15 protein-coding genes are annotated in these 25,262 nt (G+C 58.6%); 10 read left to right on the forward strand and 5 right to left on the reverse strand.

Annotated elements, in window-relative coordinates; all coding sequences use genetic code 11:
• Positions 1-501 precede the first annotated feature (501 nt).
• From C0V74_RS08150 to C0V74_RS08180, 7 genes are all read left to right on the forward strand, one after another.
• The gene (locus tag C0V74_RS08150; RefSeq protein WP_143251340.1) at positions 502-3,321 is read left to right on the forward strand and encodes a Calx-beta domain-containing protein; all 2,820 of its coding nucleotides are present in this window, start codon (positions 502-504) and stop codon (positions 3,319-3,321) included.
• 577 nt (positions 3,322-3,898) lie between these two features.
• Entirely contained in the window at positions 3,899-5,839 is a 1,941-nt protein-coding gene (locus C0V74_RS08155; RefSeq protein WP_143251342.1) for a Calx-beta domain-containing protein, read from the forward strand.
• 546 nt (positions 5,840-6,385) lie between these two features.
• Positions 6,386-6,955: a dTDP-4-dehydrorhamnose 3,5-epimerase gene (gene rfbC / locus C0V74_RS08160; protein WP_143251344.1), complete on the forward strand. Its 570-nt coding sequence runs from the start codon at positions 6,386-6,388 to the stop codon at positions 6,953-6,955.
• Positions 6,956-6,970: 15 nt separating this feature from the next.
• A complete protein-coding gene (gene rfbB / locus C0V74_RS08165) occupies positions 6,971-8,026 on the forward strand; it encodes a dTDP-glucose 4,6-dehydratase (protein ID WP_143251346.1) in 1,056 nt (351 codons plus the stop codon).
• Between the two features lie 2 nt (positions 8,027-8,028).
• A complete protein-coding gene (rfbD, locus tag C0V74_RS08170; protein WP_143251348.1) occupies positions 8,029-8,919 on the forward strand; it encodes a dTDP-4-dehydrorhamnose reductase in 891 nt (296 codons plus the stop codon).
• On the forward strand, positions 8,916-9,785 hold the full coding sequence (gene rfbA, locus C0V74_RS08175; protein WP_143251350.1) for a glucose-1-phosphate thymidylyltransferase RfbA: 870 nt from the start codon (positions 8,916-8,918) through the stop codon (positions 9,783-9,785). Before rfbD ends, rfbA begins: the two co-directional genes overlap by 4 nt.
• 78 nt (positions 9,786-9,863) lie before the next feature.
• Positions 9,864-10,979 (forward strand): glycosyltransferase family 4 protein, encoded by a 1,116-nt coding sequence (locus tag C0V74_RS08180; protein WP_210413399.1) that lies wholly within the window; start codon positions 9,864-9,866, stop codon positions 10,977-10,979.
• A gap of 153 nt (positions 10,980-11,132) precedes the next feature.
• On the opposite strand, the gene C0V74_RS08185 is transcribed toward C0V74_RS08180, so the two are convergent.
• From C0V74_RS08185 to C0V74_RS08205, 5 genes are read right to left on the reverse strand one after another with little or no spacing between them, the layout of a single operon-like run.
• On the reverse strand, positions 11,133-12,377 hold the full coding sequence (locus C0V74_RS08185; protein ID WP_143251351.1) for a glycosyltransferase: 1,245 nt from the start codon (positions 12,375-12,377) through the stop codon (positions 11,133-11,135).
• A gap of 3 nt (positions 12,378-12,380) precedes the next feature.
• Positions 12,381-13,784, reverse strand: a complete 1,404-nt coding sequence (locus tag C0V74_RS08190) for an HlyD family type I secretion periplasmic adaptor subunit (RefSeq protein ID WP_246844805.1) — start codon at positions 13,782-13,784, stop codon at positions 12,381-12,383.
• Complete coding sequence (locus C0V74_RS08195; protein ID WP_143251353.1) at positions 13,729-15,459, reverse strand: type I secretion system permease/ATPase; 1,731 nt, start codon at positions 15,457-15,459, stop codon at positions 13,729-13,731. The genes C0V74_RS08190 and C0V74_RS08195 overlap by 56 nt, the downstream gene beginning before the upstream one ends.
• Before the next feature lies 1 nt (position 15,460).
• Complete coding sequence (locus C0V74_RS12895) at positions 15,461-17,395, reverse strand: TolC family protein (protein ID WP_349236005.1); 1,935 nt, start codon at positions 17,393-17,395, stop codon at positions 15,461-15,463.
• A complete protein-coding gene (locus C0V74_RS08205) occupies positions 17,277-20,234 on the reverse strand; it encodes a calcium-binding protein (protein WP_143251357.1) in 2,958 nt (985 codons plus the stop codon). The genes C0V74_RS12895 and C0V74_RS08205 overlap by 119 nt, the downstream gene beginning before the upstream one ends.
• 848 nt (positions 20,235-21,082) lie before the next feature.
• Between C0V74_RS08205 and C0V74_RS08210 the strand changes: the two genes are divergently transcribed.
• From C0V74_RS08210 to C0V74_RS08220, 3 genes are read left to right on the forward strand one after another with little or no spacing between them, the layout of a single operon-like run.
• Entirely contained in the window at positions 21,083-22,270 is a 1,188-nt protein-coding gene (locus C0V74_RS08210) for an O-antigen ligase family protein (RefSeq protein ID WP_168194186.1), read from the forward strand.
• A 59-nt stretch (positions 22,271-22,329) separates the two neighbouring features.
• The gene (locus C0V74_RS08215) at positions 22,330-23,037 is read left to right on the forward strand and encodes a polysaccharide biosynthesis/export family protein (RefSeq protein ID WP_143251360.1); all 708 of its coding nucleotides are present in this window, start codon (positions 22,330-22,332) and stop codon (positions 23,035-23,037) included.
• A 15-nt stretch (positions 23,038-23,052) separates the two neighbouring features.
• On the forward strand, positions 23,053-25,260 hold the full coding sequence (locus tag C0V74_RS08220; RefSeq protein WP_143251361.1) for a polysaccharide biosynthesis tyrosine autokinase: 2,208 nt from the start codon (positions 23,053-23,055) through the stop codon (positions 25,258-25,260).
• Positions 25,261-25,262: the final 2 nt, after the last annotated feature.

Here is a 25,262-nt window from a genome sequence, read left to right on the forward strand (position 1 = left end):
ATGATTGCCTTCGAGGTCGGTTAGTGTCTGCCAATCTGGGTTTTGCTTGGAGCGGTGGCTAACGATGCTCCTCTTTCGTTCTACTCGCGGGGAATCAACAACCTTCCGACATCGTGAACAACAACTATTAGCTACGCCTGACATGCGCCGGCGGCCACACCCGGCGAACTGATCTCGCCAAGCTGCTGGAGCGACCGACGCATTGAGGAGCAGACACGCGGCTCAGCTACCTCGCCGAAAACATGAAATGCGGTAAATGCGGCCGGAGGGATTTCGATGCAACCCATTGCGAGGGGCCGCTGATCACTTCGCGAGCATGACCAGTAACTAAGTAAATTGACGTAGGGCCATTTGCTGATAGCTGCGTAAGCAGGAGCTTGCTCTCATCGCAGTGGATTCGCGTTAGCGGATAACTTCCTGAGCTCGTGCGCTTAAGACCGCGACTATCCCCGGGTCGCATCCCGAATTTCGCTCGTTAAAGCCTCTATAAGGTTATCAAAAATGCCTGATATTAACATCGCGCCCAGCGGCCAAGGATATTTCGGTTACCTTGGCGAAGTAAGCGTGCCATTGTTTTTCCAAACGTTTAAGGCGGGCGGCTCGAACATCTCGGATGTAACATTCTCAGTCGACTTAGATCAGTCACCTAATAACGCCAGTTTTATTGTGCAGATTGCCCAGGTCAACGCTGACGGTAGCATCGGTACCATTGTTTACACCTCGGCCACTCAGATCGTCACCTATACACCTGGTGAAAGCCTAAATTACGGTGGTGGGCCGTTCCAGGATATCACCCTCAGCGGTATTAATGTGGAGGTAACTTCGGGTTCGAGTTACGTTCTTCTTTTTCGGCAGCAAGCCGATGGTGATGGTGACGATGCTTTAACGTTCAAGTGGAGTCAAAATGACGCCTACACTGACGGATTTTTTGGTTATTCTCAATCCGCAAATCCGTCGGGCAGCCTCACATTGGATTCCGTTGGGGGCGATTTGGCTATTTCGATTAAGTTCTCAGACACCGCTCCTGTCGCTACACTGAGCATCGACGACGTAAGCCAAGCCGAAGGCAGCACCGGCGGCACCACCGCCTTCACTTTCACTGTAACTCGTTCGGGAAGCTCAGCCGGCACGGCGAGCGTGAACTACCAAGGCGTTGCAGGAACCGCCGACACTAGCGACGTTGCTGCGAACCAGGCGTTCTCGGGCACTGTCAACTTCGCAGACGGTGAGACGTCAAAGATCATCACGATCCAGGTAAACGCCGATTACGCTATCGAAGCCGATGAAACTTTCACGATCAACCTGTCGAACCCGGTCAACGCAACGATTAGCGACGGGACCGGCGTGGGCACGATCGTCAACGATGATCAGGCTGGCCTGATCACGATCGGCAACCCGACCGTTGTCGAGGGTAACGATGGAACCACTCAGCTGGTGTACTCGGTGACCCGCTCCGGCGGCACTGGCAATATCAGCTTCACCCTGTCGACCGACAACACCGGAACCGCCACGGCTGGCTCAGACTATGTTGCTGCGACCCAGGATTATGTGCTGACTGGCGGGCAGACCGGTGCGCTGGCAAACTTCGTTGTCACCGTAAACGGCGACTTTAATGTCGAAGCTAACGAGACCGTCGTTGTCAGCGGCTCGAACAGTTCAAACGCAGGCCTGATGTTCACCGGAGGAACCGGTACCATTCAGAACGACGACGCGTTCGGCAACTTGTCGATCTCGAACAGTCAGCTGGTTGAAGGCGACAACGGCACCTCGCAGATGGTGTTCACCCTCACCCGCACCGACGGCTCGGCGCCGCTCTCTGTCACCGCTTCAACGCAGGACCTGCCGGGCGGCGCTACGGCTGGCACCGATTACGTGGCGAACACGCAGACCATCAACTTCGCCGCGGGCGAGACCACCAAGACTTTCTCGGTCACCATCAACGGCGACACGATCAACGAGAGCAACGAGAACTTCCAGGTCAACCTGTCGAATGCCACCGCCGGCACCACGATCGTCCAGGGCGGCGGCATCGGCACCGGCACGGCAACCGGCACAATCCTCAACGACGATGCGACCTTCACCATCTCCGGTGCGAGCGTGGTTGAAGGCAACACGCCGGTCAGCGTTGTGCAGGTTCAGGTGTCGCGCGATCCGGCGAACAGCCAGTTTGCAACGACCTTGTACACGCAGGCAGTTGCCGGCACCGCTACGGCTGGTTCTGACTATGACGGCGGCACCACCACCGTGAACTTTGCTGCTGGTCAGTCGACGGCGTTCGTCAGCATTGCCATCGTGGGCGACCAGGTGATCGAGCCTAACGAGACCTTCACGGTGAACCTCTACTCGAACGCCGGGCGGACCAACCTGCTGTCGAGCAGCACGGTCACCATCGTCAACGATGATGGTTCGTCGGTCACCAATGCCTTTGGCCCTGGCAACGACGTGCTCTACGCCACCAGTGCCGGCGGCGAGACCCTGGCTGGCGGCAACGGGGATGACCAGTACCTGGTCAACTCGATCGATGACGTGATCATCGAAGGCCCCAATGCCGGCTACGACACGGTGTTCACCGCATCGAGCTACACGCTCAACGGCGGGTCGTTCGTGGAGAGCCTGTCGACCCAGACCCACTCCGACACGACCAACATCAACCTGATCGGCAACTTCCACGACCAGCTGATCATCGGCAACTTCGGCGACAACGTGCTGAACGGCAATGGCGGGGTCGATACGCTGATAGGCCTGCAGGGCAATGACACCTACGTGGTCGGTGATGCAGCAGCGCAGATCATCGAGAACGCCGGCGAAGGCTATGACGTGGCCTATGCCCGGGTGTCCTACACTCTTGGCGCTGGTGTAGAGGTCGAGGCTCTCTCGACCCAGACTGTGGCTGAGACGGCAGCGATCGATCTCACCGGCAACGAGTTCAGCCAGCTGGTGATCGGCAACATGGGCGCCAACGTCCTCAACGGCGGCGGCGGTGCCGATACGCTGATCGGTCTGGGCGGCGCGGACACGTTCGCGTTCACCACGGCCCTTGGCGCGAACAACGTCGACACGATCCAGGACTTCGAAGCTGGCGTGGACCAGATCTCCCTCTCGTCCTCGATCTTCGGCAACCTGGCGACTGGCGAACTGAGCGCTACGGCGTTCACCGTCGGCACCCAGGCGACCACCGCTGATCAGCGGATCGTCTACGATCAGGCCACCGGCAAGCTGTTCTACGATGCCGATGGCTCCGGATCAGGTGAAGCAGTGCTGTTTGCGCAGGTCGCCCCCGGCACGATCATCACGCCGGCCGACATGGTGGTGACGCCGTAAGGGCAGCTGACCGGTAGACGTTACAGAAAGGCCCCGCCCTCACCGGCGGGGCTTTTTGCATGATCACGGAGTGACTGCTTCCCACCCACTGCCAAGCCGTTCTGCTATGCGGCGATGCCTCCTGCAAGCGGAACAGCCGCGAACGACCCAAAAGCGGACATCAAGCATTCTCCGCGCATCTCACTTAGCGTGACTTCACAAGCGCCCAAGGCAACCAGCCGCACAAAGTATTGGCAAAGCCTAAATCGTCAGTGTTCCCGAAGCTATGCGGATACCGCACATACGTCGTCACCACGACGGGGATCACCTCAGGCGTCTAGTTGCATAGCGAAGAGAACTAGCAGGCTTGCGGGGGTAAAGAATGCCCTGCTCCAGGGGTCCTCAGCAGTCAGTATATTTGCTCCGAAAGAGCCTAGGAGCGGCATCTGGATCCTATGTACCAAGGTGGCACCGGTGCAGTGGCAATGTCTGCCCCTTATTGTCAGTCGTGCGCCGTTAAGGCAGTTAGGCATCAACAGATAACACAACGAGTCGCGCGGAGCAGCCGCTTAGTTGGCAGTCTAGATGAGGAGGATTTATGGCTTATCCAAACGACGAGATCGAGAACGCAGCACTGTTGCAGAACGTACAAAACGGCAGCACCATCGGTGCGACAAATTCAGACGTCTGGTATAAGTACAGCTCAGCCAGTACCAAAACGGTCGCGCTGAATACCAACGGGTCAGACTATGATACGTATTTGTATGTGTATAGGAAAGAAAGCGATGGTTCTTATACTCTCATCACGTCCGACGATGACTCCGGAGACGGTTTGGACTCTGCATTAAGCTTTATAGCTGAGGCAGGCGTTGAATACTATATTGCTGTAGACGGATACGTCGATACACAGGGAAACTTCCTCTTAAATTCCAACGAAGTATCGGATGGGTTCTTCCCTGGATCTGTCTCTATAGCCAACACCCAGCTAGTCGAAGGCGACAACGGTACCTCGCAGATGGTGTTCACGCTGACCCGCACGGGCGGCAATGCGGCGTTCTCGGTAGATGCAAGCACTGCGAATGTCTCTGCAACCGCCGGCTCAGATTACGTAGCCAACTCGCAGACCATAAACTTCGCCGCAGGCCAGAACACGGCGACCTTCTCAGTCACGGTGAACGGCGACACAATCAACGAGGTCAACGAAAGCTTCCAAGTCAACCTGTCTGGCGCCACCAATGGGGCCACCATCGGCACCGGCACGGCAACCGGCACAATCCTCAACGACGATGCGACCTTCACCATCTCCGGTGCGAGCGTGGTTGAAGGCAACACGCCGGTCAGCGTTGTGCAGGTTCAGGTGTCGCGCGATCCGGCGAACAGCCAGTTTGCAACGACCTTGTACACGCAGGCAGTTGCCGGCACCGCTACGGCTGGTTCTGACTATGACGGCGGCACCACCACCGTGAACTTTGCTGCTGGTCAGTCGACGGCGTTCGTCAGCATTGCCATCGTGGGCGACCAGGTGATCGAGCCTAACGAGACCTTCACGGTGAACCTCTACTCGAACGCCGGGCGGACCAACCTGCTGTCGAGCAGCACGGTCACCATCGTCAACGATGATGGTTCGTCGGTCACCAATGCCTTTGGCCCTGGCAACGACGTGCTCTACGCCACCAGTGCCGGCGGCGAGACCCTGGCTGGCGGCAACGGGGATGACCAGTACCTGGTCAACTCGATCGATGACGTGATCATCGAAGGCCCCAATGCCGGCTACGACACGGTGTTCACCGCATCGAGCTACACGCTCAACGGCGGGTCGTTCGTGGAGAGCCTGTCGACCCAGACCCACTCCGACACGACCAACATCAACCTGATCGGCAACTTCCACGACCAGCTGATCATCGGCAACTTCGGCGACAACGTGCTGAACGGCAATGGCGGGGTCGATACGCTGATAGGCCTGCAGGGCAATGACACCTACGTGGTCGGTGATGCAGCAGCGCAGATCATCGAGAACGCCGGCGAAGGCTATGACGTGGCCTATGCCCGGGTGTCCTACACTCTTGGCGCTGGTGTAGAGGTCGAGGCTCTCTCGACCCAGACTGTGGCTGAGACGGCAGCGATCGATCTCACCGGCAACGAGTTCAGCCAGCTGGTGATCGGCAACATGGGCGCCAACGTCCTCAACGGCGGCGGCGGTGCCGATACGCTGATCGGTCTGGGCGGCGCGGACACGTTCGCGTTCACCACGGCCCTTGGCGCGAACAACGTCGACACGATCCAGGACTTCGAAGCTGGCGTGGACCAGATCTCCCTCTCGTCCTCGATCTTCGGCAACCTGGCGACTGGCGAACTGAGCGCTACGGCGTTCACCGTCGGCACCCAGGCGACCACCGCTGATCAGCGGATCGTCTACGATCAGGCCACCGGCAAGCTGTTCTACGATGCCGATGGCTCCGGATCAGGTGAAGCAGTGCTGTTTGCGCAGGTCGCCCCCGGCACGATCATCACGCCGGCCGACATGGTGGTGACGCCGTAAGGGCAGCTGACCGGTAGACGTTACAGAAAGGCCCCGCCCTCACCGGCGGGGCTTTTTGCATGATCACGGAGTGACTGCTTCCCACCCACTGCCAAGCCGTTCTGCTATGCGGCGATGCTTCATCCAAGCGACTGCCGGCGGTCAGATAGAAGTGGCCGCTGATGTAGATGGTGTCGTTGCCGCCCTGCGTGGCTTCAGTCACGACTTCGCCCATTCCCGAAGACACGATAAGCGTCGTTGCCGGCCAGCCCGATCAGCGTGTCGGCCCCTCCCTCCCCCACCGTTAAGAACGTTTGCCTGCCCGTTCCTGACCAGCGTATCGCTAGGCTCGCCTGCGCTATATTAATCAAGAGCGCGGTGCAGTGCGATTGTACCAACAACCCGCCGAAGCGGGAGTTCAGGTGCTTCAGCAACTGTAGTCTTGTTATTCCCTGGTGACGCGGAACGTGGCGACGTGATCGGCAGAAAGGAGCTAAGATCGACAACCGCCCTCTAGCGCCCTACCCGTTGCCGCCAACAATCAAAGGCACTAGGGACGCCTGCGCTATGTTTAACTCACCGGTCCAATTGCTAACCGTCGAGCGGCACCAGGACGGCCGAGGCTGGTTTGCTGAGACTTATAATCGCGACCGCTTCGCCGTGCTGGGCATCGAATGCGGCTTCGTGCAGGACAATCATTCGCTGTCGAAGTTGCCATTCACAGTTCGGGGCTTGCACTTCCAGGCTCCGCCCCACGCTCAAGATAAGCTAGTCCGATGCGTCAAGGGACGTATATTCGACGTTGCTGTGGATGTTCGCGCCGGATCTCCCACCTACGGAGGTTGGGTCGGCGCCGAGCTAACCCAAGAAAACGGCCACCAACTTTTTATCCCGGTTGGCTTCGCACACGCGTTCATGACGCTAGAGCCTGATTGCGAGGTCGTCTACAAGTGCTCCGACACCTACGCTCCCCAAGCGGACGGCGGTATCTTCTGGAACGATCCCGCGATCGGCATCGAGTGGCCCCTAAAACCAGAGGCGGAGGTTCATCTCTCCGACAAGGACCAGCGGCAGCCGCTCTTGGCCGAGTTCAAGAGCCCGTTTCCCTATGATGGCCGACCGCTGTCCAACCTCTGATAGGAACTTTATAAAGTGCGGATTCTAGTAACCGGCGGCGCCGGGTTTATCGGCTCTGCCCTAATCAGGCATCTGATTGGAACCACTGAGCACGAGATTCTGAATCTCGACAAACTGACCTACGCCGGTACCCTTACTGCTCTGGGTGACGCATCCGCGAGCGAGCGATATCGCTTTCTTAAGGCGGACATCTGTGATGCGGAGGAAGTTCGCGCGGCGCTTGGCGAGTTTCGGCCGGATGTCATCACGCATCTGGCAGCAGAAAGCCACGTCGATCGCTCTATCGACGGCCCGGGCGCGTTTATTCAGACTAATGTCGTCGGAACCTACGTGATGCTGGCAGAAGCGCGGTCGTACTGGCTGACGCTGGAGGATGAGGCTCGCCAATCGTTCCGCTTCCACCATATCTCGACCGACGAAGTGTTTGGCTCACTTGGAGAGGATGGCCTCTTCACTGAACAAACACCATATGATCCCCGCTCACCCTACTCGGCGTCCAAGGCAGGCTCCGACCACCTCGTCTCGGCGTGGGGGCATACTTATGGTTTACCCATCCTGATCACCAACTGCTCGAACAATTATGGCCCTTATCAATTCCCCGAAAAGATGGTCCCGCTGATGATCGTTAAAGCGCTCGCGGGCGAGAACCTGCCGGTTTATGGGAAAGGTGATCAGATCCGCGACTGGTTGTTTGTAGACGATCACGTGCGTGCGCTGCAGACTGTTTTCGAGCGGGGCGAGGTCGGCCGCACCTACAATGTGGGCGGCAACAACGAGAAGCAGAACATCGACGTGGTGAATACCATCTGTGGCATTCTCGACGAGCTGACCCCGCGCCCGGACGGGAAGCCCTATCGCGATCAGATCACCTTCGTCGCCGACCGTCCGGGACACGACAAGCGCTACGCCATCGATGCCAGCCGAATCGAGGGCGAGCTTGGCTGGACGCCAGAGGAATCCTTTGAGAGCGGAATCCGCAAGACGGTAGAATGGTACCTCGCCAACGAGGGCTGGTGGAGGCCGATTGTGGCCGAGCGGCAGGCTGATCGCCGGCGCGGCCTGGCGGCCTGACATTGGGCCGGCCGATCCTGGTGACCGGTGCGGGCGGGCAGCTGGGTCGAGAGCTTCAGCGCTGCGTGGCGCCTGATGGTTTCGAGGTCGTGGCGCTCGGCCGTGACGCGCTCGATCTGGCGGACACCGACGCCATCGGAGAGGCGGTCGCTTCGCAGGATTGGGCGGCGATCATCAACGCCGGCGCCTACACCGCGGTCGATGCAGCCGAGGAGGATATGATCACCGCATGGGCGGTCAACGCGCTTGCGCCGGCCGCTTTGGCACGCAGTTGCGCCGCGCGCGGTATTCCGCTGGTCCAGGTGTCGACCGACTATGTCTTCTGCGGGGAAGGCCGGGATGCCTGGCAGGTCGACGACCCGACCCGTCCGCTCGGTGTCTACGGCGCCTCCAAGCTGGGCGGCGAGCTTGCGGTTCGCACCGGCGGCGTACGCCATGCGATCGTCCGCACCGCATGGGTGGTGTCGCCGCATGGCAAAAATTTCGTGAAGACGATGCTGCGCCTGGCGACCGAGCACGACAGCGTCCGGGTGGTCGACGACCAGATCGGCAGCCCGACGTCCGCCGCCGATCTCGCCGAGGCGGTGCTGGCGGTGGCCGCCCGCATGGCGACCCAGCCCGACGCGCCGGACGGCACATTTCACTTCTGCAACGCCGGGAGCACCAGCTGGGCGGGCTTCGCCGCGGAGATCTTCCGCCAGTCGGCGAGCCGCGGCGGGCCGTCAGCGACGGTCGAGCCGATCTCCACGACAGACTACCCGACGGCCGCTCGGCGCCCGGCGAACTCGGTCCTCAGTACGCAGCGGATCGAGCGCGACTACGGCATGGTGCCGCGATCTTGGCAGATTGCTTTGAACGACATTTTAGACGAATTGATCGGAGTTAAAACATGAAGGGTATTGTCCTGGCGGGTGGCTCGGGAACGCGTCTGCATCCAGCGACTCTCGCGGTGAACAAGCAGCTGCTTCCAGTCTACGACAAGCCCATGATCTATTATCCAGTGTCAGTACTGATGCTCGCCGGTATTCGCGACATCCTGATTATCTCCTCTCCCGAGTACCTCGATAACTACCGGCGCCTGTTCGGCGACGGGTGCGGGTTTGGTCTTCGCGTGTCGTACGCCGAGCAGCCTCGACCGGAAGGGCTTGCCCAAGCCTTCACCATCGGGGCTGATTTTATTGGGGACGACGGAGTTGCGCTCGTTTTGGGTGACAACATCTTCTTCGGTGCTAATTTGAGTGATCTGCTTGCTAGCGCCGTCTCGCGCGAGCGCGGAGCGACGGTGTTCTCCTACCATGTAGAGGATCCGCAGCGGTACGGGGTCGTCGAGCTTGGTGCGGACGGAAGGGCGCTGTCGCTGGAGGAAAAGCCGGAAGTTCCGAAGTCTAATCACGCGGTCACCGGCCTCTACTTTTACGACAACAAGGTCGTCGAATACGCCCGGTCGCTTAAACCGTCGGCGCGCGGCGAATTGGAGATTACGGATTTAAACCGACTGTACTTGGAAGCAGGCAACCTCTACGTCGAGCAGATGGGCCGCGGTTACGCTTGGCTCGACACGGGGACCCATGACTCGCTTTTAGAAGCGAGTGAATTTGTTCGCACATTGCAACATCGGCAGGGCATCCAGATCGCGTGCCTGGAAGAAATTGCCCTGCAGATGGGCTTCATAACGCGAGACCAAGCCAAAGTGGAAGGGCAGAAGTTTGCGAAGACTCCTTATGGCCAGGCTATTCTCAGGGCTGCCGACGGGCTTTGAGGATTGCCAAACGCCGAAAGATTCTTGAAGAAAAAGTTGGGCGTTGCGGCGGTTCCTACTTCGCGCTCGCCTAGGCGCGTGGCCGTGATCATGAATGCCGCGTTCGCCCTTAACAACTTTCGCGGACCTCTCATCGCTGACTTAGTGAGTACAGGCGCGACCGTCTACGGTCTTGCTCCCGACTTTGATCACTACGAGCGGGAGAGATTGAGAGCCATCGGCGGGACTCCTGTAGACTACGGCCTCCATCGAACGGGGCTCAATCCTGTTCGCGAAACAATAAACTTCATCCGATTAATCGGGATTTTGAGAGGGTTGAGGGTTGATACTGTCCTCGCATGCTTCATCAAGCCGGCTATCTATGGGACGCTAGCGGCCAATATTGTGAGAGTGCCTTGTCGCCAGGCAATGATAGAGGGTCTTGGTTACGCGTTTACTGATGCCGACGGTGCTTCATGGAAACGTCAAACACTACAACGTATCGTTTCATTTCTTCTGAGCCGGTCAATTAAATTCGCTCACACAGTCTATTTTCTGAATGATGAAGATCAACAACTTTTTATTGATAAAAGGTTAGTCCGCTCAGACACTGCTGTACGTCTAGACGGAATTGGTGTCGATCTCGACCAATTTCGCTTCGCGCCACCAGTGAGCGATCCAGTTACATTTCTAATGGTTGCCCGCGCCCTTCGCGAAAAAGGAATCTACGAGTTTATCGGAGCGGCGAAAGAAATTAAGCAAGATTGGCCCACGGCACGTTTCGTACTTGCGGGAGGTCTCGACAGCAATCCAGGCGCAGTCGCGCGAGACCAACTCGAGCAGTGGGAGAGGGAAGGCATTCTGACGTGGCGCGGCCATGTCGACGACGTTTCTGAAGAGCTCAAGCGCGCGAGTGTCTTTGTTCTGCCTTCATGGCGCGAAGGTTCACCACGCAGCACACAAGAGGCCATGGCCATGGGGCGCCCGGTCATTACAACGGCGGCACCAGGCGCCAAAGATACTGTTGTGGAGGGCGTAAACGGTTATCTTGTGCCGGTGCGCGATCCCAGTGCTTTAGCAAGCGCAATGCGGCGATTCCTAAACAATCCATCGCAGATCGCCAGCATGGGGGTTGCAAGTAGAGCGTTGGCTGAGAGCCGTTATGACGTGCGGCAAATCAACGCGCGGATTCTATCCAGGATGGGCTTTCACTAAAGCAGTCTCGACACTTTTCGCAGCGCGGTGGTCTTGTATTCTCCACAGTGCTCGAAACTGCGCCTACTGAGGTGCTTTGGTCATCCGCCAAGGCATTGCGGCAACTGCCCGTTCAGATCTCGCTGCTGTGTCTTGGAGATCTCAAAAGCGAAGTCACTCGAAAAGGGGACGCATTGGCTCTTGGGCCACCAAGGCCTCGGTCCAAGCGATCTGCTGCGGCAGACACACGCGCTTTAGATCGAACTGTCGGACAACTTTTGCGCGGGCGGCCTTGCCCAGACGAGAGCGCAGATCTTCAGAGTCGAGCAAGCGACAAATTTGCTCGGTCAGACCCCGCCGGTCGAAGAAGTCCACTAGGAGGCCCTCTTCATTATGCTCAATCACCTCGCGTACAGGCGCAGTGGAACTGGCCACGATCGGAGCGCCGAGAGCCATTGCCTCTATCAAGCTCCAGCTTAGTACGAACGGGTAGGTCAAGTACACGTGAGCACGTGAAATCGACAAGAGTTCGAGCATCGTATCATGGTCTAGAGTGCCGACAAAATGGACGCGCGATAGGTCGAGTGCTCCACGGACCTCCGCGAGAATAAGGTCTCGCCAATTGGACCTTGGTGGCGCCGACCCATAGCCAACACCGTTCCCTCCAACGAGAAACACATGCATCTTGGGTCTTTGACGAAGAAGCTCGGGTAACGAGCGCATGAAGATGTGATAACCGCGGTACGGCTCGAGGTTGCGCGCTACGAAGGTCACAATCTCATCTTCTGCAGTAAAGCGTCTGCCGCTACCGAGCGTGATGGACGCCCCCGCACGCGGTTTGATGTCATCGGTGTCGACGCCGTCATGTATTACCGTGATTTTCTTCCGAAACTCGTCTGGATAAGTATCTGCCTGGAAACTCGTCGGCGAGATTCCGGCATTAGCCATTGCAAAATGCAGGCGTTGCGGAAGGGTTTTCAGTTTAACCCGGATCCGGGAGGGAAGTTCTCGATCGTTACCTTGAAATTCATGATCGAAGGCGGTGTCACCACCTTCGGCACGATAGAAAAATTCGCAGTATACGCCGAGACGCGCGGCGGGCCAGACATCCTTGAGAAATAAGGTGTCTCCCCAACCCATGTGACCCACAATCGCGTCGGGATGAAATCCACTTTTTCGCAGGGCAATCGCCGCATTGAAGGCGGCTTCTCCTCGAATGAGTTTGGTTTCGAAATCCTGCGCCCAAGGACTTTTAGTTTCAGTCGAAAGCTTCGGCACTACTCTATGGATTTGAACACCAGGCAGGGGGGCGGCTTGGTTGAAGGTGAGCGCCTCTACTCTGTTTCCTCGACTTGCCAGGGCAGGTGCAAGGTGCTTGAATTGCCCTGGAAAATTCTGATGCACTAGCAGGACGTTCATGTGTCACTCCCGGAACGCATTTTCCGAGAGCCGAGTGAAGGGAGTGAGTAGATAGCTCAGGACCGACCGCTTATCCCCGATCAAATTCACGTCAGCTAACATACCAGGCCCAATCGGCAGCCGCTGGCCACTTGGCGAGAGCAGAAAGTTCTCGGGGGTGCCAATCTTTACCGTATAATAGGTCTCACCGGACTGCTCGTCTACAATTGAGTCAGGCGAAATATTTATCACTTTGCCCTCGAGCCCCCCGTAGATCGAATAGTTGTAAGAAGTTATCTTGATCAGCGAACGCTGGCCAATCCGGACGAAAGCGATGTCCCGCGGCAAAACTCTCGCTTCAACCGTCAAGCCAGAACGCGAGGGCACAATTTCAACTAAGGGTTCACCCGGCCGAGCTGTGCCACCGACAGTGTTGACGAGCACCCGATTAACCCTGCCTGTCATTGGGGCACGCACAATCGTGCGCTCCAGGCGATTTGCAAGCGCCGGTTGAGCCTCTTTCCGCCCCGCGGCCTCTGCTTGCGAAGCGGCGAGCTCAGCGGCTGCTTGTGCCTGCCAATCTTGTCGAATTTGCGCTGCCGCCGCATGAGCTTCAGCAACCGCTGAGGAAGCCCGGGCGATTGAAGCCTGCGCGGCAACCGCCTGGCTCGCGGCCATGTCTGCCTGACGCTCAGCTTGAATGAGCGTCAGCCGAGGCTCGACGCCGCTGGCCACCAGAGGCCGAAGAATTGCGACCTGCTGCCGAGCACCATCTCGTCCAGCCACTGCAGCGTCATAGTTTGCCCGAGCCTCCGCTACCCCGCGTTCTGCCTGCGTAATGCGAGAGTTCGCCGCCGACTGCATACTTGAGAGATTAGCTTGACGAGATCGGTAGAGCGCTTGTTCAATTTCTATCTGTTGAGCCTCAGCCGGCGAACGAGCCGATGAGAAGTTTGGCCTCTGCCCAGTGATCTCGGCCCGCAAGCGTTCGATCCGAGCACTGAGAGACGCGATTGAAGTCACGCCGACGGCGAAGTCACTCTCAGAAGCCGTAGGATCAAGCTGAATTAGCGGCTCGCCCTCTCGGACAGTTTCGCCCGCACGGGTCAAAATCGCACTGACGACACCGCCCTCCAGGTTAGAAATCAGCTGAAGTTGGGCAGTGGGCACGACCCTACCGGTCGCATAGACCGTTCGATCAAGCTGGGTGAGAGTGGCCCAACCAATCAAAAGTGCTATAAACGCAAGCGTACCGTACAGCATCAAATTGGACATGCTTGCGGGTTTTATATACCCGCTTTGGTCACCGACGGGCTGGCTGGGAAAATCCCGATCCTGGGCAGCTTCGCTCGTATTGTGGTCTAGGCTCATGTCAGGCAGCCGCCGCAGGTTGCGAGATTTGGCGCAGCACTTGATCACGCGGCCCATCGAGCTGAATCTTTCCATCGGCTACGATGATCACTCTCTCGACCAACCGCAGCAGAGATACCCGATGGGTAATGATCGCAACGGTGCGTGGGCCAAATTCGCCAGCCAAGCGCTGCATCAGAAACTGTTCGCTCATCTGATCCATGCCGCTCGTCGGTTCATCCATAATCAGGATATCGGGCGAGCCGGCCAATGCTCGCGCAAGCGCGATGCTTTGACGCTGCCCTCCCGACAGACTCTCACCGCGATCTGCCATCTGCAGATCGTAACCGTTAGCAATGCGGCCGATGAAGTCATGCGTTCCAGTAAGTCGCGCAACTCGCAACATTTCTTCGTCATCGAGGTTGGGGCGGTCGAGCAGAATGTTATCCCGAATGGAACCGGAGATGAGCACGTTATCCTGCAAGACGGCGCCGACGTGCGCCCTAAGTACAGCTGGCTCGATTTGGCGGATGTCAGTTCCATCAAGCAAGACGATACCGTCGGTCGGATCATACAAGCCGAGCGCAAGCCGAGCGAGGGTGGACTTACCGGACCCAATCCGTCCCAGAATGCCCACCTTCTCGCCAGGACGTATGATGAGGTTGATGCCATTAAGAGCATCTTCCTTAGCGCCCGGATAGCGGAACGACACATTCCGGAACTCGATCAGCCCCGTCAGGGCCGTCGGTCGGAGCATGCCCGTGCGGTCGAGCTCGCTGTCCTGCTCCATGAAGGGCCTCAGCGTGCGATAAGCGCTCCGTGTCGCGGCAAGTCGCGAAAGTAGCTGAGCGATCTGAGTCAGGGGAGCAATGGCGCGGGACCCTAGCAGCGAACATGCTATCAGGCCGCCGACCGTAAGGTCACGGCTTTCGATTAGAAATACGCCGAGCACGATTGAGCCAGTATAGGCTATTGTGGTCGCAGCGTTGGCGAGGTTCACGCTGATCGTCGCGATCAAGCGCTGGCGGATTGCCATCACAGAAAAACTATCGATTGCAGCAAGCCATCGCTTTTTCAGAAGGTTGCTAGCGCCGATGGCCTTGATCGTTTCCAGTCCCCCGATGGTCTCAACCAAGACGCCTTGTTTGGTTAGTCCCTGATTCATTGCCTCGGTCGCCAGGCGGTCCATGGCGGGGAATGTTAAGAACCCTGCCAGAATGACGATTGGAAGCGCAGCCAGGGGTATCAAAACCATCCAGCCACCGATCAGCGCGATAATCGCCAGCGTTAAAAAGATGAAAGGCACGTCGACGAGAGCGACAAGCGATGCTGACGCAAAGAAGTCTCTTAATGTCTCGAGCTCTCGCATGGTGCCGGCGAGCGCACCGGTGGATCCTCTGCGCGACGCCATGCGCATCGCGATAAGTCGCTCAAAAGCTTTCTCGCCGATCGACCGGTCGACGTTGACGCCCGCAACGTCCACGAAATAGGCGCGCAAAGTCCTCAGCAGCAGGTCGAAGACGATCACGATCGCCATGCCGATCGACAGCCCAACCAGGGAGGCGATCGCGTTATTCGGAAGGACCCGGTCGTAGACGGTCATCGTGAAAATTGACGACACGATACCGAAGATGTTGATCAGCACTGCCGCCACGGCGACCTTGGTATACGCAGCCCGATTTTTGAGCATCGGCTGCACGAGCCAGGGGGCAAAAGGTTTGCGCCCCGCTCCAAAGAGGTGATCGTCCGACATCTTAGCGGGGAATCTCGTAAGAGGAAATCTCGAGTGCGGGGAGCAGGTTTCCTGTTCGCGCCAGAAGCTCATAGCGGGCCGTGTCGCGGTTGGTCAAAGCCTCGATATAAGCGGCAGCAGCTGCATAGAAGGTATCGCTGGCATTTATTGCATCAAACAGGGTTCCGCGAGAATTGGCAAACCGCAACAGGGTTGCGTCACGTGTCGCCCGCGTCGCCATATAGGCCGCCTCAAGCGAAACCAGCTGCGCGTCCAGGGCCTTGAGCTTAGCAAAGGCGATCGCTGCATCACGTGCGTTTTCCTCAGCCACCCGCCGCGCGCGCGCGGCAATTGCATCTGCCCGGGCTCCCGCCGCCGCGGCCCGTTGCGGCAGCCCGCCGAATAGGCGTTGACGCAAGGTCACTCGGCCGACGACATCATATTCGCGCGGCGATTCCAGGACGCCATAGCGTGCCGCGTTCACCGATGCTCCGATCGAGGGTAGGAGGTCACGCCTGCTAGCCTTGGCATCCAGCTCAGCCGCGCGAGCCTGGAACCGCGCAGCCACACTGGCAGTGACATTTTCGGCCTCTGCCCGTGCGCCCTCGACTGTCGCCGGAATGCGCCCGAGCTCGGGAGCACGCATGAGACCCTCAGGAGGCGGCGCACCGGTGAGTTCCGTGAACCGGGCCTCAGCTTCGGCGAGCTGTTGCGAAAATCGCGCATTGCGAATGTCGAGCTGAGCAATGGCGTTCTCAACCAGTGCGCCGTCAACTTCAGCGGAGGCACCTTGTTCAATTCGTTGAGCAATGGCACTCCGGCTTTGCTCTTGGTCCGCGCGATATGCACGGGTGACCGCGAGAACTGTTCGTAGGGCATATACATCGTACCAGGCGGCAACGGTATTAAGTGCGACCTGCTCGGCGGCATTGTCTACGCCAAGGGCTGCTGCGCGCAGACGGTTGGCAGCAGCCTTGATCCTGTTCGCCGTAGCTCCGAAGTCGGTAACGAGTTGATTGACACTGATGACCTCGTCCGCTCGTTCGGTGGCGCGGGTCCTCTCCAAGATATTGTCGAGCGAGTCGCTCTCGAAGTTCCGGTCGATGACCCGGAAATAGGAGAGATTAATTTCGGCCGAAGGCAACAGACCAGCTTCCTGCTGCCGCAAGAGATAGCGCGCCTCTTCTGAATACCCCTCGTTCTCTTTCACTTGAGGATGAAGCTCAACTGCGCGCTGCACAAGCGCCCGAAATCCCACGGGCTCAGCGATGCGAGATGTCGCCTGAAAGATTGGGTCGTTCGCTTTATCCAAAGTCATAGGTCGGGGACTTCGATCCGGCAGAACCGCGCCATTAGCCATCGTTGTGGGAGTTACAGGAGGTGGCGGACTGACCGACGGGCGCTGCTCTGAAGGGCAGTCGACGCTCTGTGACAGCGACTCTGATTGAGGAGGGGGCGACGTTGTTTGATTAGCCTGAAGGTCTACACGAGAGGACAGCCGATATCGGGCATCAACCATCAGATCTCCACGAAGAGCCTCTGCCTTAGTTGGGGACTGTGCAACCACAACAGCCTCGACACCAAGCGCGAGCGTTAGGCATGCTCGCAAACTGATAGCGATCAGTGTCCTCGGCCGAGTTTGCATAGTAGATTGTTCTCGAAGGTCCATGGACCGTGCAGTCGATCCGTATGTGCCGCCGCTTTGAACGGTAAGCCCTGCACGACCGATTAACCAAGCACCGAAGGATTGTCCATCTTCGGGGCCCTGTGTGCGTTGAGGAAAAAAAGAAGGGCCCCCGACAGGGGGCCCTTCCGTACTCTGATCCCTAACCGCTGCCTTACGGCTGTGGGGTCGGAATGGTGTTCGCCGGCGTGAGGAGGAAGTCATCGGCCGCGAGACCCGTGCCCGGCGTGAGCTGGGCGAAGAGTACCGCGTCGCTCCCAGTGCCAGCCCCATCAGCATCATAGAACAGACGACCAGTCGCCTGATCGTAAAGGATGGTGGCCTGATTGCCAGTCGCCACGGTTCCGAGCTGGAACTCGCTTCCGTCAATCGACGCCCCGAAGCCAGTGAACACTCCGACGTCCAACGAGATTTTGTCGCCCTGACCGGCAAAGAAATCCTGGATCGTATCGGCGTCGTCCACACCCATTTCCGCAAAATGGAACGTGTCAGCACCACCGAGCCCGGTCAGGAAGTCGCGGCCAGTCGAACCCACGAGGACGTTGTTACCAGCGGAACCTGATATCGAATTGTTCAGTGTATTACCGACCAACGTCAGGTTTGTCTGGAAGTTCTGGTCAGCCGCGATCAAGTTCTCGACATTGGCCTGCAAAACGTAGTTCGCGCTAGTATAAACGGTATCAGTACCAGCGTTTACCGTCTCGATGATTTGGTCACCCTGCCCAGAAGCAGTCTTCGATCCCGAGAAGTTGCTGCTGAAGACCCGATAAATGTCATCACCCGCGCCACCAGAGAGGGTGTCACCTCGACCATCTGACGTCAAACCACCAGCACCATTGAGGATATTGTTCCCAGTGTTGCCAAAGATTTCCTGCGCCTGATTGTTACCAACTAGGTAAACATCGCCAGTGGTCAGAGTGCCATCGGCGTTCTGCGCCCGGATCGTGCTCACCGTCACAGCATTTCCGACGTTAATCCCGCCGGTGTTCGACGTGTAGTATACGCCGTTATCGCCCAGGGTATCTTGCAGTACGACTTCGGGATTTCCGACAAGGTAAAGGTCGTTGCCCCCGCCTCCCCTGAGGGTGTCGGCACCGCCGCCGCCTGAGATCGTCTCGTTAACAGCGAGAGCAGTGCCATCAGAGTTTCGGGCACCATTGATGACCTGAGCAAACGAGTTGCCAGTAGCGCTGGTAACGGTCCCGCCGAGGTTGATCACCTCAACCTCCGCACCCGCGTTGAGAGTGTAGCTGGTCATCGTAACACCGACAGCACCCAAGTTCACGGTATCAGTACCGCCGCCGACCGCCTCGAGAATTACGTCCCCAGTGTTCCGAATGGTATAAGTGTCGTTCCCACCGAGACCCTGGAGAGTGTCGACACCGCCGCCACCGCCGTCGAGGGTATCGTTACCCTGCGCACCGATGATCTTATTGGCGATTCCGCTACCGGTTAGGTTCAAACCAGTCGTGGACGATTGATCGGCCGCCGACAGGGTTTCAACATAATCCCCGGCACCACCAACTGTTCCACCGATATTCGCCACGTTGGTCGCGAGGCTGTAATCAGCGCTGGTATATACAATGTCGTTACCACCAGCGTTCGACGGAACACCGCCTAGCAAAGCACCCGTGCTGTCAAAGGCGAACTCATGGACTTGGTCATCCTGCCCATAGACACGATAGATATCGTTCCCAGCGCCGCCAACAAGGACGTCTGCCGCACCTGTCGCGCCGCGATCACCGTTGAGGATGTCATTACCACCACCACCGAAAATGGTCTGCGCCAAGCTATTACCGACGAGATACACACCCGGCGTACCAGCAGCAGCGCCGTTGATATCACCAGAGGAGCCGAGACGCGCGCCGGTAGTGGAATCCCCCACCGCCATGATTTCTACATCAACGCCTTCAGCAAGGTTGAAGCCTCCAGTCGTGCCATTGAAGATCAGGACATCGGTGTCTGCTGCCTGCGCCTCAGTGATTACTTCACCATCAACGTCGACAACATAAGTGTCACTGCCACCACCGCCAACGAGGGTGTCCACACCGCCAGCACCGTTGAGAGTCTCACTCGCAGCAGTACCGTTGATCACCTGCGCAACATTTGAGCCGGTGACGTTTACGGTAGCGCCACCGAGATTGATCGTCTCAACCGCAAGATTCGCCATTGCGCCACTGCCGGCGGTAAGGAAACTGAACGACGCGCCAGCACCCGCTTGGAAATTGACAGTGTCATTTCCAGCGGTTTCCTGAAGGATTACGTCGCCAGGATTGGTCAGAAGGTAGGTGTCATTACCGTCGAGACCAATGAGCGTGTCACCGCCGCCACCTCCGCTCAGAGTATTAGCGCCAAAGTTGCCGATAACAGTCTCGCCGCCGGCAGCCGAACCGGTAAGGCGCAGGTTCTCAGTGCCCGACTGGTTCTGCGCGGAAAGCACCTCGATTGAGCTATTCGCTGCCAAGGTATAAGTCGCGACTGCCTGCCCTTGAGCCTCCAAATCCGCAACCGAAACAAACACGGTGTCGATGCCGTCAGTAGCGCTGGCGACATTAAAGGCGCCGCCGTAAATTAGGTCATTCGCGTTAGTCACAACGAAGGTATCATCTCCATTGTAGCCAATGAGAGTGTCTCCGGTGGTCGGATCGGCGTTGCGACCGCCGACCAAAACATTAGCGCCGGCAGTCCCGTTAATCGTCTGCGCAAACTCATTACCCGTGAGATTTACGTCGACTACGGCGGTTGTATTGGAAGCTCCGCTCGGCGCAGCCGTCGTATCGGTCGGCGTCGCGCGGTAACCAAGCACTTCTACCGCAGCGCCCAAGGTAAGCGCATAGCTTGCCGAAGCAAGGACCGTATCAGTTCCGCCGCCGGCAGCCTCAACAATGACATCGCCATTATTGTTGACATAGTGGGTGTCATTACCCGCCCCGCCATTGGTCGTATCGTTCCCAGCTCCGCCGATGAGCGAATCGTCGCCCGCACCACCGTTTAGCGAATCATCACCAGCCAAACCGAAGAGAATATCATTTCCGCCTTCACCATTGATGGTGTCAGCTTCAGCGCTGCCGACGATAGTGTCAGGCGAGCCAGTTCCAACAAAAATAGGCATATTAAACTCCTAAGACTGATCCGTATTCAAAACCGAGTTGCGAGCCGCTAGTCCCGTTAAGCTATTGAGCGCGCGATGGGCGACGCCTCAGACCGCGAATGAAGCCATTCGGCCACGTTCATCGAGTGCAATCTGTCTAAACGCCGAGCGTGCACCTCTCCCTAACATTCGAACCTGCGCGTCTCCTATCGGATGCCAAAGGTGTTCGCAAGCGCTGAGTCAAGCAATCTTGATCGGGTAGAGCACTGATTCCTCACGAGGATTGCGCATGGCCGCCTTAGATGCGCCCCAAGCGCACTGTCGTCCGGATGTAACCTTTCGTTTTTTAGCGCGCGACGGGTCTTTCGGGCCGTTCGCGCCCCTGATCCTGATGACAGTTTGGCAGCACTCTCAGTTGATGAGGGCAACTAAAGCACACTTCCTCCTCAGCCAGAGAGAGCTCAGCGGCAAAGCGAAGTGCCCCGTTCATCCAAGATCCCGCTCAACCGGGAGTGCGACGCACTGACCAGGGGATGACGGATCCGCAAGCCCCCCCATTTAATTTCCGGCACGAGAGGCGCAAGCTGCTCCGGCTAACCTCGCAATAACCTTTCATTCCGGCGAGCCTCGACCTTCCTCGCTCCCGTTGCTAGATCGCAGTTATGTTGGGACGCGTACCCCTCCTAATCCGCCCCGATCGCAGATCGCTAGGCTATTGGCTGGTCGTCGCGATGTTGATCATCGCGGCACTGTCAGGTGGAGCGTCTCGAGAGGACTCGTTGGCGCAGGCAGTTGTGCGAATCCTTCTTCCGCTCGCGCTCGCCTTAGTCGTGCTTGTGCGGAGCCCGGCTGAAAACCGCTCGCTTCGCGTGCCTCTGCTGTTTGTGGGACTTCTAGCGATGTTGGCGGGAGCCATGCTGGTGCCGCTGCCACCGTCCATCTGGACTGCAATGCCGGGCCGGGACCTGATTGAGCCAGCGGCAGCGATCGGAGCCGTGGAGCAACCGTGGCGGCCATGGGCGCTGGTGCCCCCGCTGGCACATAACGCGTTGTACGCGCTGATTCCGCCTTCAAGCGTCCTCCTTGCGCTACTTTTTCTTACTCCGGGAGAGCGAATTCGGCTGATCGGCCCGTTCGCTCTGATCATAGTGCTGAGCGCGGTGCTGGGCGTGGCACAAATGAACGGCGGGAATGCAGGTCCGTTGAGGTGGTACGCGGTCAATAGCGCAAATGCGGGGATCGGCTTTTTTGCGAACCGTAATCATCAGGCACTACTGTTGGCCATGGGCTTTCCCGTGCTGGCCGCGTGGGCCTTTCTTGGCTCTGCCCGAGAAAGTGGGACTCTGCGGCTTTGGCTTGCCAGCTTCGCCGCCGTGCTGCTCGCGGCAGCGCTGCTCACCACCGGCTCGCGAGCCGGCCTCGTGCTGGGGCTGATTGCAGTCGCCGGAACGATTGCCATCCACTTCGGCGCCCTGCTCGCGGGGTTCAAACTGCTGACGGCGCGCATGCGTGCCGCGCTTCTCGGTGCAGGTGCTGCAGGTGTGGCGATCGTGGCGTTCGTGGCGGTCAGCTCCCCACAAGCGCAGTCGGTAGTACGCCTGTTCGGGCTCAACCCTGCGGACGATCTGCGGGCCCGAGCCTTCCCGACGATGATCGGCTTGCTTCGAGACTACTTTCCCTTCGGGACCGGCTTCGGCGGGTTCGAACCCGCCTTCCGGGCGGCCGAGCCGTTCGACCTGCTTTCGCTCCAGTACTTGAATGAAGCTCACAACGATTACCTCCAGTTGGCGATCGAAGCCGGCGTAGCTGGGCTCGCCATCCTCATCGGGTTTGCGGTCTGGTATGCCGTGACGGCCGTCGGCATTCTGCGGCGGAAACCCTCTAAGGCGGAAACCCCGGTCAATCTGACGGGCACGCTGATGGTCCTGCTCATCGCCTTGGCGAGCATCGTGGACTACCCCGTTCGGACCCCGTTAATGATGGTTACGCTTGTGCTTGCCTGCGCCTGGATGGTTCTGCCGCGCGTCGGCAGGTCCGGTGGTCCCCGGGAGAGCTGACGCTTTACGGGCCTGTTGGTCGCAGCTATGGCCGGGCGAGACGAAGGGCAACTCAAGCAATGCGTTTTTCAATTCTCGCGCTCGGCGGCGCGCTGATCCTGTCCGGTTGCGTCTCCACCCCCGACGTTGTTCCGGTAAACGGCCTTCGCGTGGTTCAGACGGAGGCGCTGCCGCCTCCGTCCCGCGGCGATTTGGTGGCGTCGGATCGCGAAAGCCTTATCGGTCCGCTCGATACGATCGCTATCACGGTCTACGGGGTCGAAGCGCTAAGTACCGAGACCCAAGTGGATTCCAGTGGTCGTATCGCTATGCCCCTCGTGGGAACGGTCGACGTTCGCGGCAAAACGGCTCCCGAAGTGTCCAGCTTCGTCGCTGACCGGCTTCGCCAGTACGTTAAGAACCCTCAGGTGACGGTCAATGTGCGTAACAGCGCAAGCCAGGTCGTGACAGTCGATGGCGAAGTGGAGAGCCCCGGCCTGTATCCTGTTACTAATCAGATGACCCTCATGCGGGCCATCGCGTCCGCCGAAGGAGTGTCAGAGTTCGGCAACACCAAGGATGTGGTGGTTCTGCGGACGGTGGACGGAGCTCGGATGGCGGGCCTCTACAACCTCGGAGCGATCCGCCGGGGCGTCTACATGGACCCTCCGATCTACGCCAACGACGTGGTAGTGGTCGGTGACTCGCCTCAGCGACGACTGTTCAAAGACCTTGTATCGGTTGCGCCCCTGCTGACGGCGCCGCTCATTATTGCGCTTCAGAATTAACGGATCTCGTCTTCGATGAACAAAGCTATTCTCGGTCTTCAGCCTGGATTTGATACTGGGAGCGTGCTCCCCGGATCCATCGGCGCGAGCGCGGAAGAATCAACGCCCCTCCTTCGGTATTATGGCAATCTCTTTTGGCGGTGGCGCAAGGTTTTCCTCGCCATCGTAGGGGGTTTCTTGGCACTGGGCGTCATCATAACCCTGCTCATGACGCCGAAATACACCGCCACGAGCCAGATCGAGATCAAGCGCGAAAGCGCTCAAATCGTTAACATGCAGGGGGTTGAGCAAGACGCGACGGACGCTGATCAGGAGTTTTACCAGACCCAGTACGGTCTCTTGCGCGCGCAATCATTGGCGGAAAAAGTTGCGGCAGAGCTGAAACTTGCGGACAATCCAGCATTCTTTGACATGTTCAACGCCGATGAGAACGGCGCCTTGTTCTCCGAAGCAGCTACTCAGCGCAGGCCGGTCGCGGATCGTACGCGCCGGCTGCGCGCTGCGGGAGAAGTGCTGCTGGATAACGTCCGTATCTTGCCGCAGAGGCAATCGAGACTGGTCGACATCAGCTTCACTAGCCCAGACGCAGCCCTTTCGCAGAAGGTGGCGAATGCCTGGGCCGAGAACTTCATTCAGTCCAATTTGGAACGCCGTTACGACGCGAGCTCCTACGCCCGCAACTTTCTCGAAGAGCGACTCGCCGGACTACGGACACGGCTCGATGAATCCGAGATCGCGTTGCAGAACTATGCTCAGGATCAGCGAATTATCACGCTCCCCGGTGCGGGCAAGGACGGCTCGGAGCAGTCGACGGTTGCCTTCGATTTAGTCGCCTTGAACGGGGAACTTGCTCAGGCAACTGCGGCACGAGTGGCAGCGCAGGCGCGACTTACGTCTGTCCAGGGACGCGCCGGAGAATCTAGCGAGTCCCTTGAAAATAACGCGCTCAATCAGTTGCGAGCCAAGCGAGCGGAGCTTTCAGCTGACTATCAAAAGCTGCTGACGCAATTTGAGCCGGCGTATCCTCCTGCTCGGGCGCTTCAGCGGCAAATCAGCGAGCTGGATCGGAGTATCAGTCGCGAAGAGGGCCGCATCGGCGGAGCGGTTCAGGTAGCTTACCGCGCGGCTGCGGAACGCGAGCAGGCTCTGCAAACCAGGGTTGCTCAGCTTGAAGCAAGCTTTCTCGATCAGCGACGCCGGAGCATACAATACCGGGTCCTGGGCCGAGAAGTGGATACGAACCGTCAGCTCTACGATGCCTTGCTTCAAAGGTACAAAGAGATCGGCATCGCCGGAGGTGTCGGAACGAACAACATTGCGGTCGTCGATCGGGCTGATCTGCCGCTGCGTCCATCGAGCCCCCGCCTTCTTCTGAATCTTATCCTCGCCTTGTTTGCAGGTGTTGCTGTTGGCGCCGTGGCCGCATTCCTGCTTGATCAGAGCGACGAAACTATGGCTGACCCCAGCGACGCCGAGCGTCTCTTCGGGCTGCCCCTTTTGGGCAGTGTCCCAAGGACAGCCGACGAGGAGCCCCGCGAGGCACTGCAAGATCCCAAGTCGGCTTTGGTTGATGCCTACTTGGCCGTTCAGACGAGCTTGCAGTTCTCCACCGAGCGCGGCGTGCCCCGATCGCTCGCCGTCACCAGCACGCGCCCCGGCGAGGGCAAATCAACGACCTCGCTGGCCTTGGCAGTCTTGCTTTCTCGTGCGGGCAAGCGCGTGGTGCTGATCGACGGGGACATGCGCTCACCCTCTGTCCACCATCTGATCGGCACGGGCCACGAACGTGGGCTGAGCACTTACCTTTCAGCGAATGCACCAGCGTCTGAGCTCGTGTTCCCGGTGGAAGGCTTTGGCTTCAGCGCGATGACGGCGGGTCCGATCCCACCGAACGCCGCGCAACTGCTGACTGGAAGCAGAATCTCATCGTTGCTTCAGGAGCTATCGAAGGACTTCGATCACATAGTAATCGACGCTCCGCCAGTGATGGGCCTCGCTGACGTACCGCTAATTGCTGGTCACGTGGACGGGGTTGTTTACGCTGTCGAGGCTCACGGCATTCGGGTCGGTCAAGTGCGCGCCGCGCTGCAGCGGCTGTCCGCTTCCTCGACGCACTTACTGGGCATTGTGGTCACGAAGTTTGATCCCAAGAAGTCGAGTAAGGGCTACGGCTACACTTATGGTTACGAGTACGGTGACCCAACACCAGCGACAAGCGCCTAGGA

The sequence above is a fragment of the Altererythrobacter sp. TH136 genome (assembly GCF_007065885.1).
GTDB lineage: Bacteria > Pseudomonadota > Alphaproteobacteria > Sphingomonadales > Sphingomonadaceae > Tsuneonella.

Bases quoted from the DNA above. Each gene is read 5' to 3' on its own strand.
- C0V74_RS08150 (WP_143251340.1), top strand. From the start codon at position 502: ATGCCTGATATTAACATCGCGCCCAGCGGCCAAGGATATTTCGGTTAC.
- C0V74_RS08155 (WP_143251342.1), top strand. From the start codon at position 3,899: ATGGCTTATCCAAACGACGAGATCGAGAACGCAGCACTGTTGCAGAAC.
- rfbC (WP_143251344.1), top strand. From the start codon at position 6,386: ATGTTTAACTCACCGGTCCAATTGCTAACCGTCGAGCGGCACCAGGAC.
- rfbA (WP_143251350.1), top strand. From the start codon at position 8,916: ATGAAGGGTATTGTCCTGGCGGGTGGCTCGGGAACGCGTCTGCATCCA.
- C0V74_RS08185 (WP_143251351.1), bottom strand. From the start codon at position 12,377: ATGAACGTCCTGCTAGTGCATCAGAATTTTCCAGGGCAATTCAAGCAC.
- C0V74_RS08190 (WP_246844805.1), bottom strand. From the start codon at position 13,784: ATGGGCCGCGTGATCAAGTGCTGCGCCAAATCTCGCAACCTGCGGCGG.
- C0V74_RS08195 (WP_143251353.1), bottom strand. From the start codon at position 15,459: ATGTCGGACGATCACCTCTTTGGAGCGGGGCGCAAACCTTTTGCCCCC.
- C0V74_RS12895 (WP_349236005.1), bottom strand. From the start codon at position 17,395: ATGGGGCTGGCACTGGGAGCGACGCGGTACTCTTCGCCCAGCTCACGC.
- C0V74_RS08205 (WP_143251357.1), bottom strand. From the start codon at position 20,234: ATGCCTATTTTTGTTGGAACTGGCTCGCCTGACACTATCGTCGGCAGC.
- C0V74_RS08215 (WP_143251360.1), top strand. From the start codon at position 22,330: ATGCGTTTTTCAATTCTCGCGCTCGGCGGCGCGCTGATCCTGTCCGGT.
- C0V74_RS08220 (WP_143251361.1), top strand. From the start codon at position 23,053: ATGAACAAAGCTATTCTCGGTCTTCAGCCTGGATTTGATACTGGGAGC.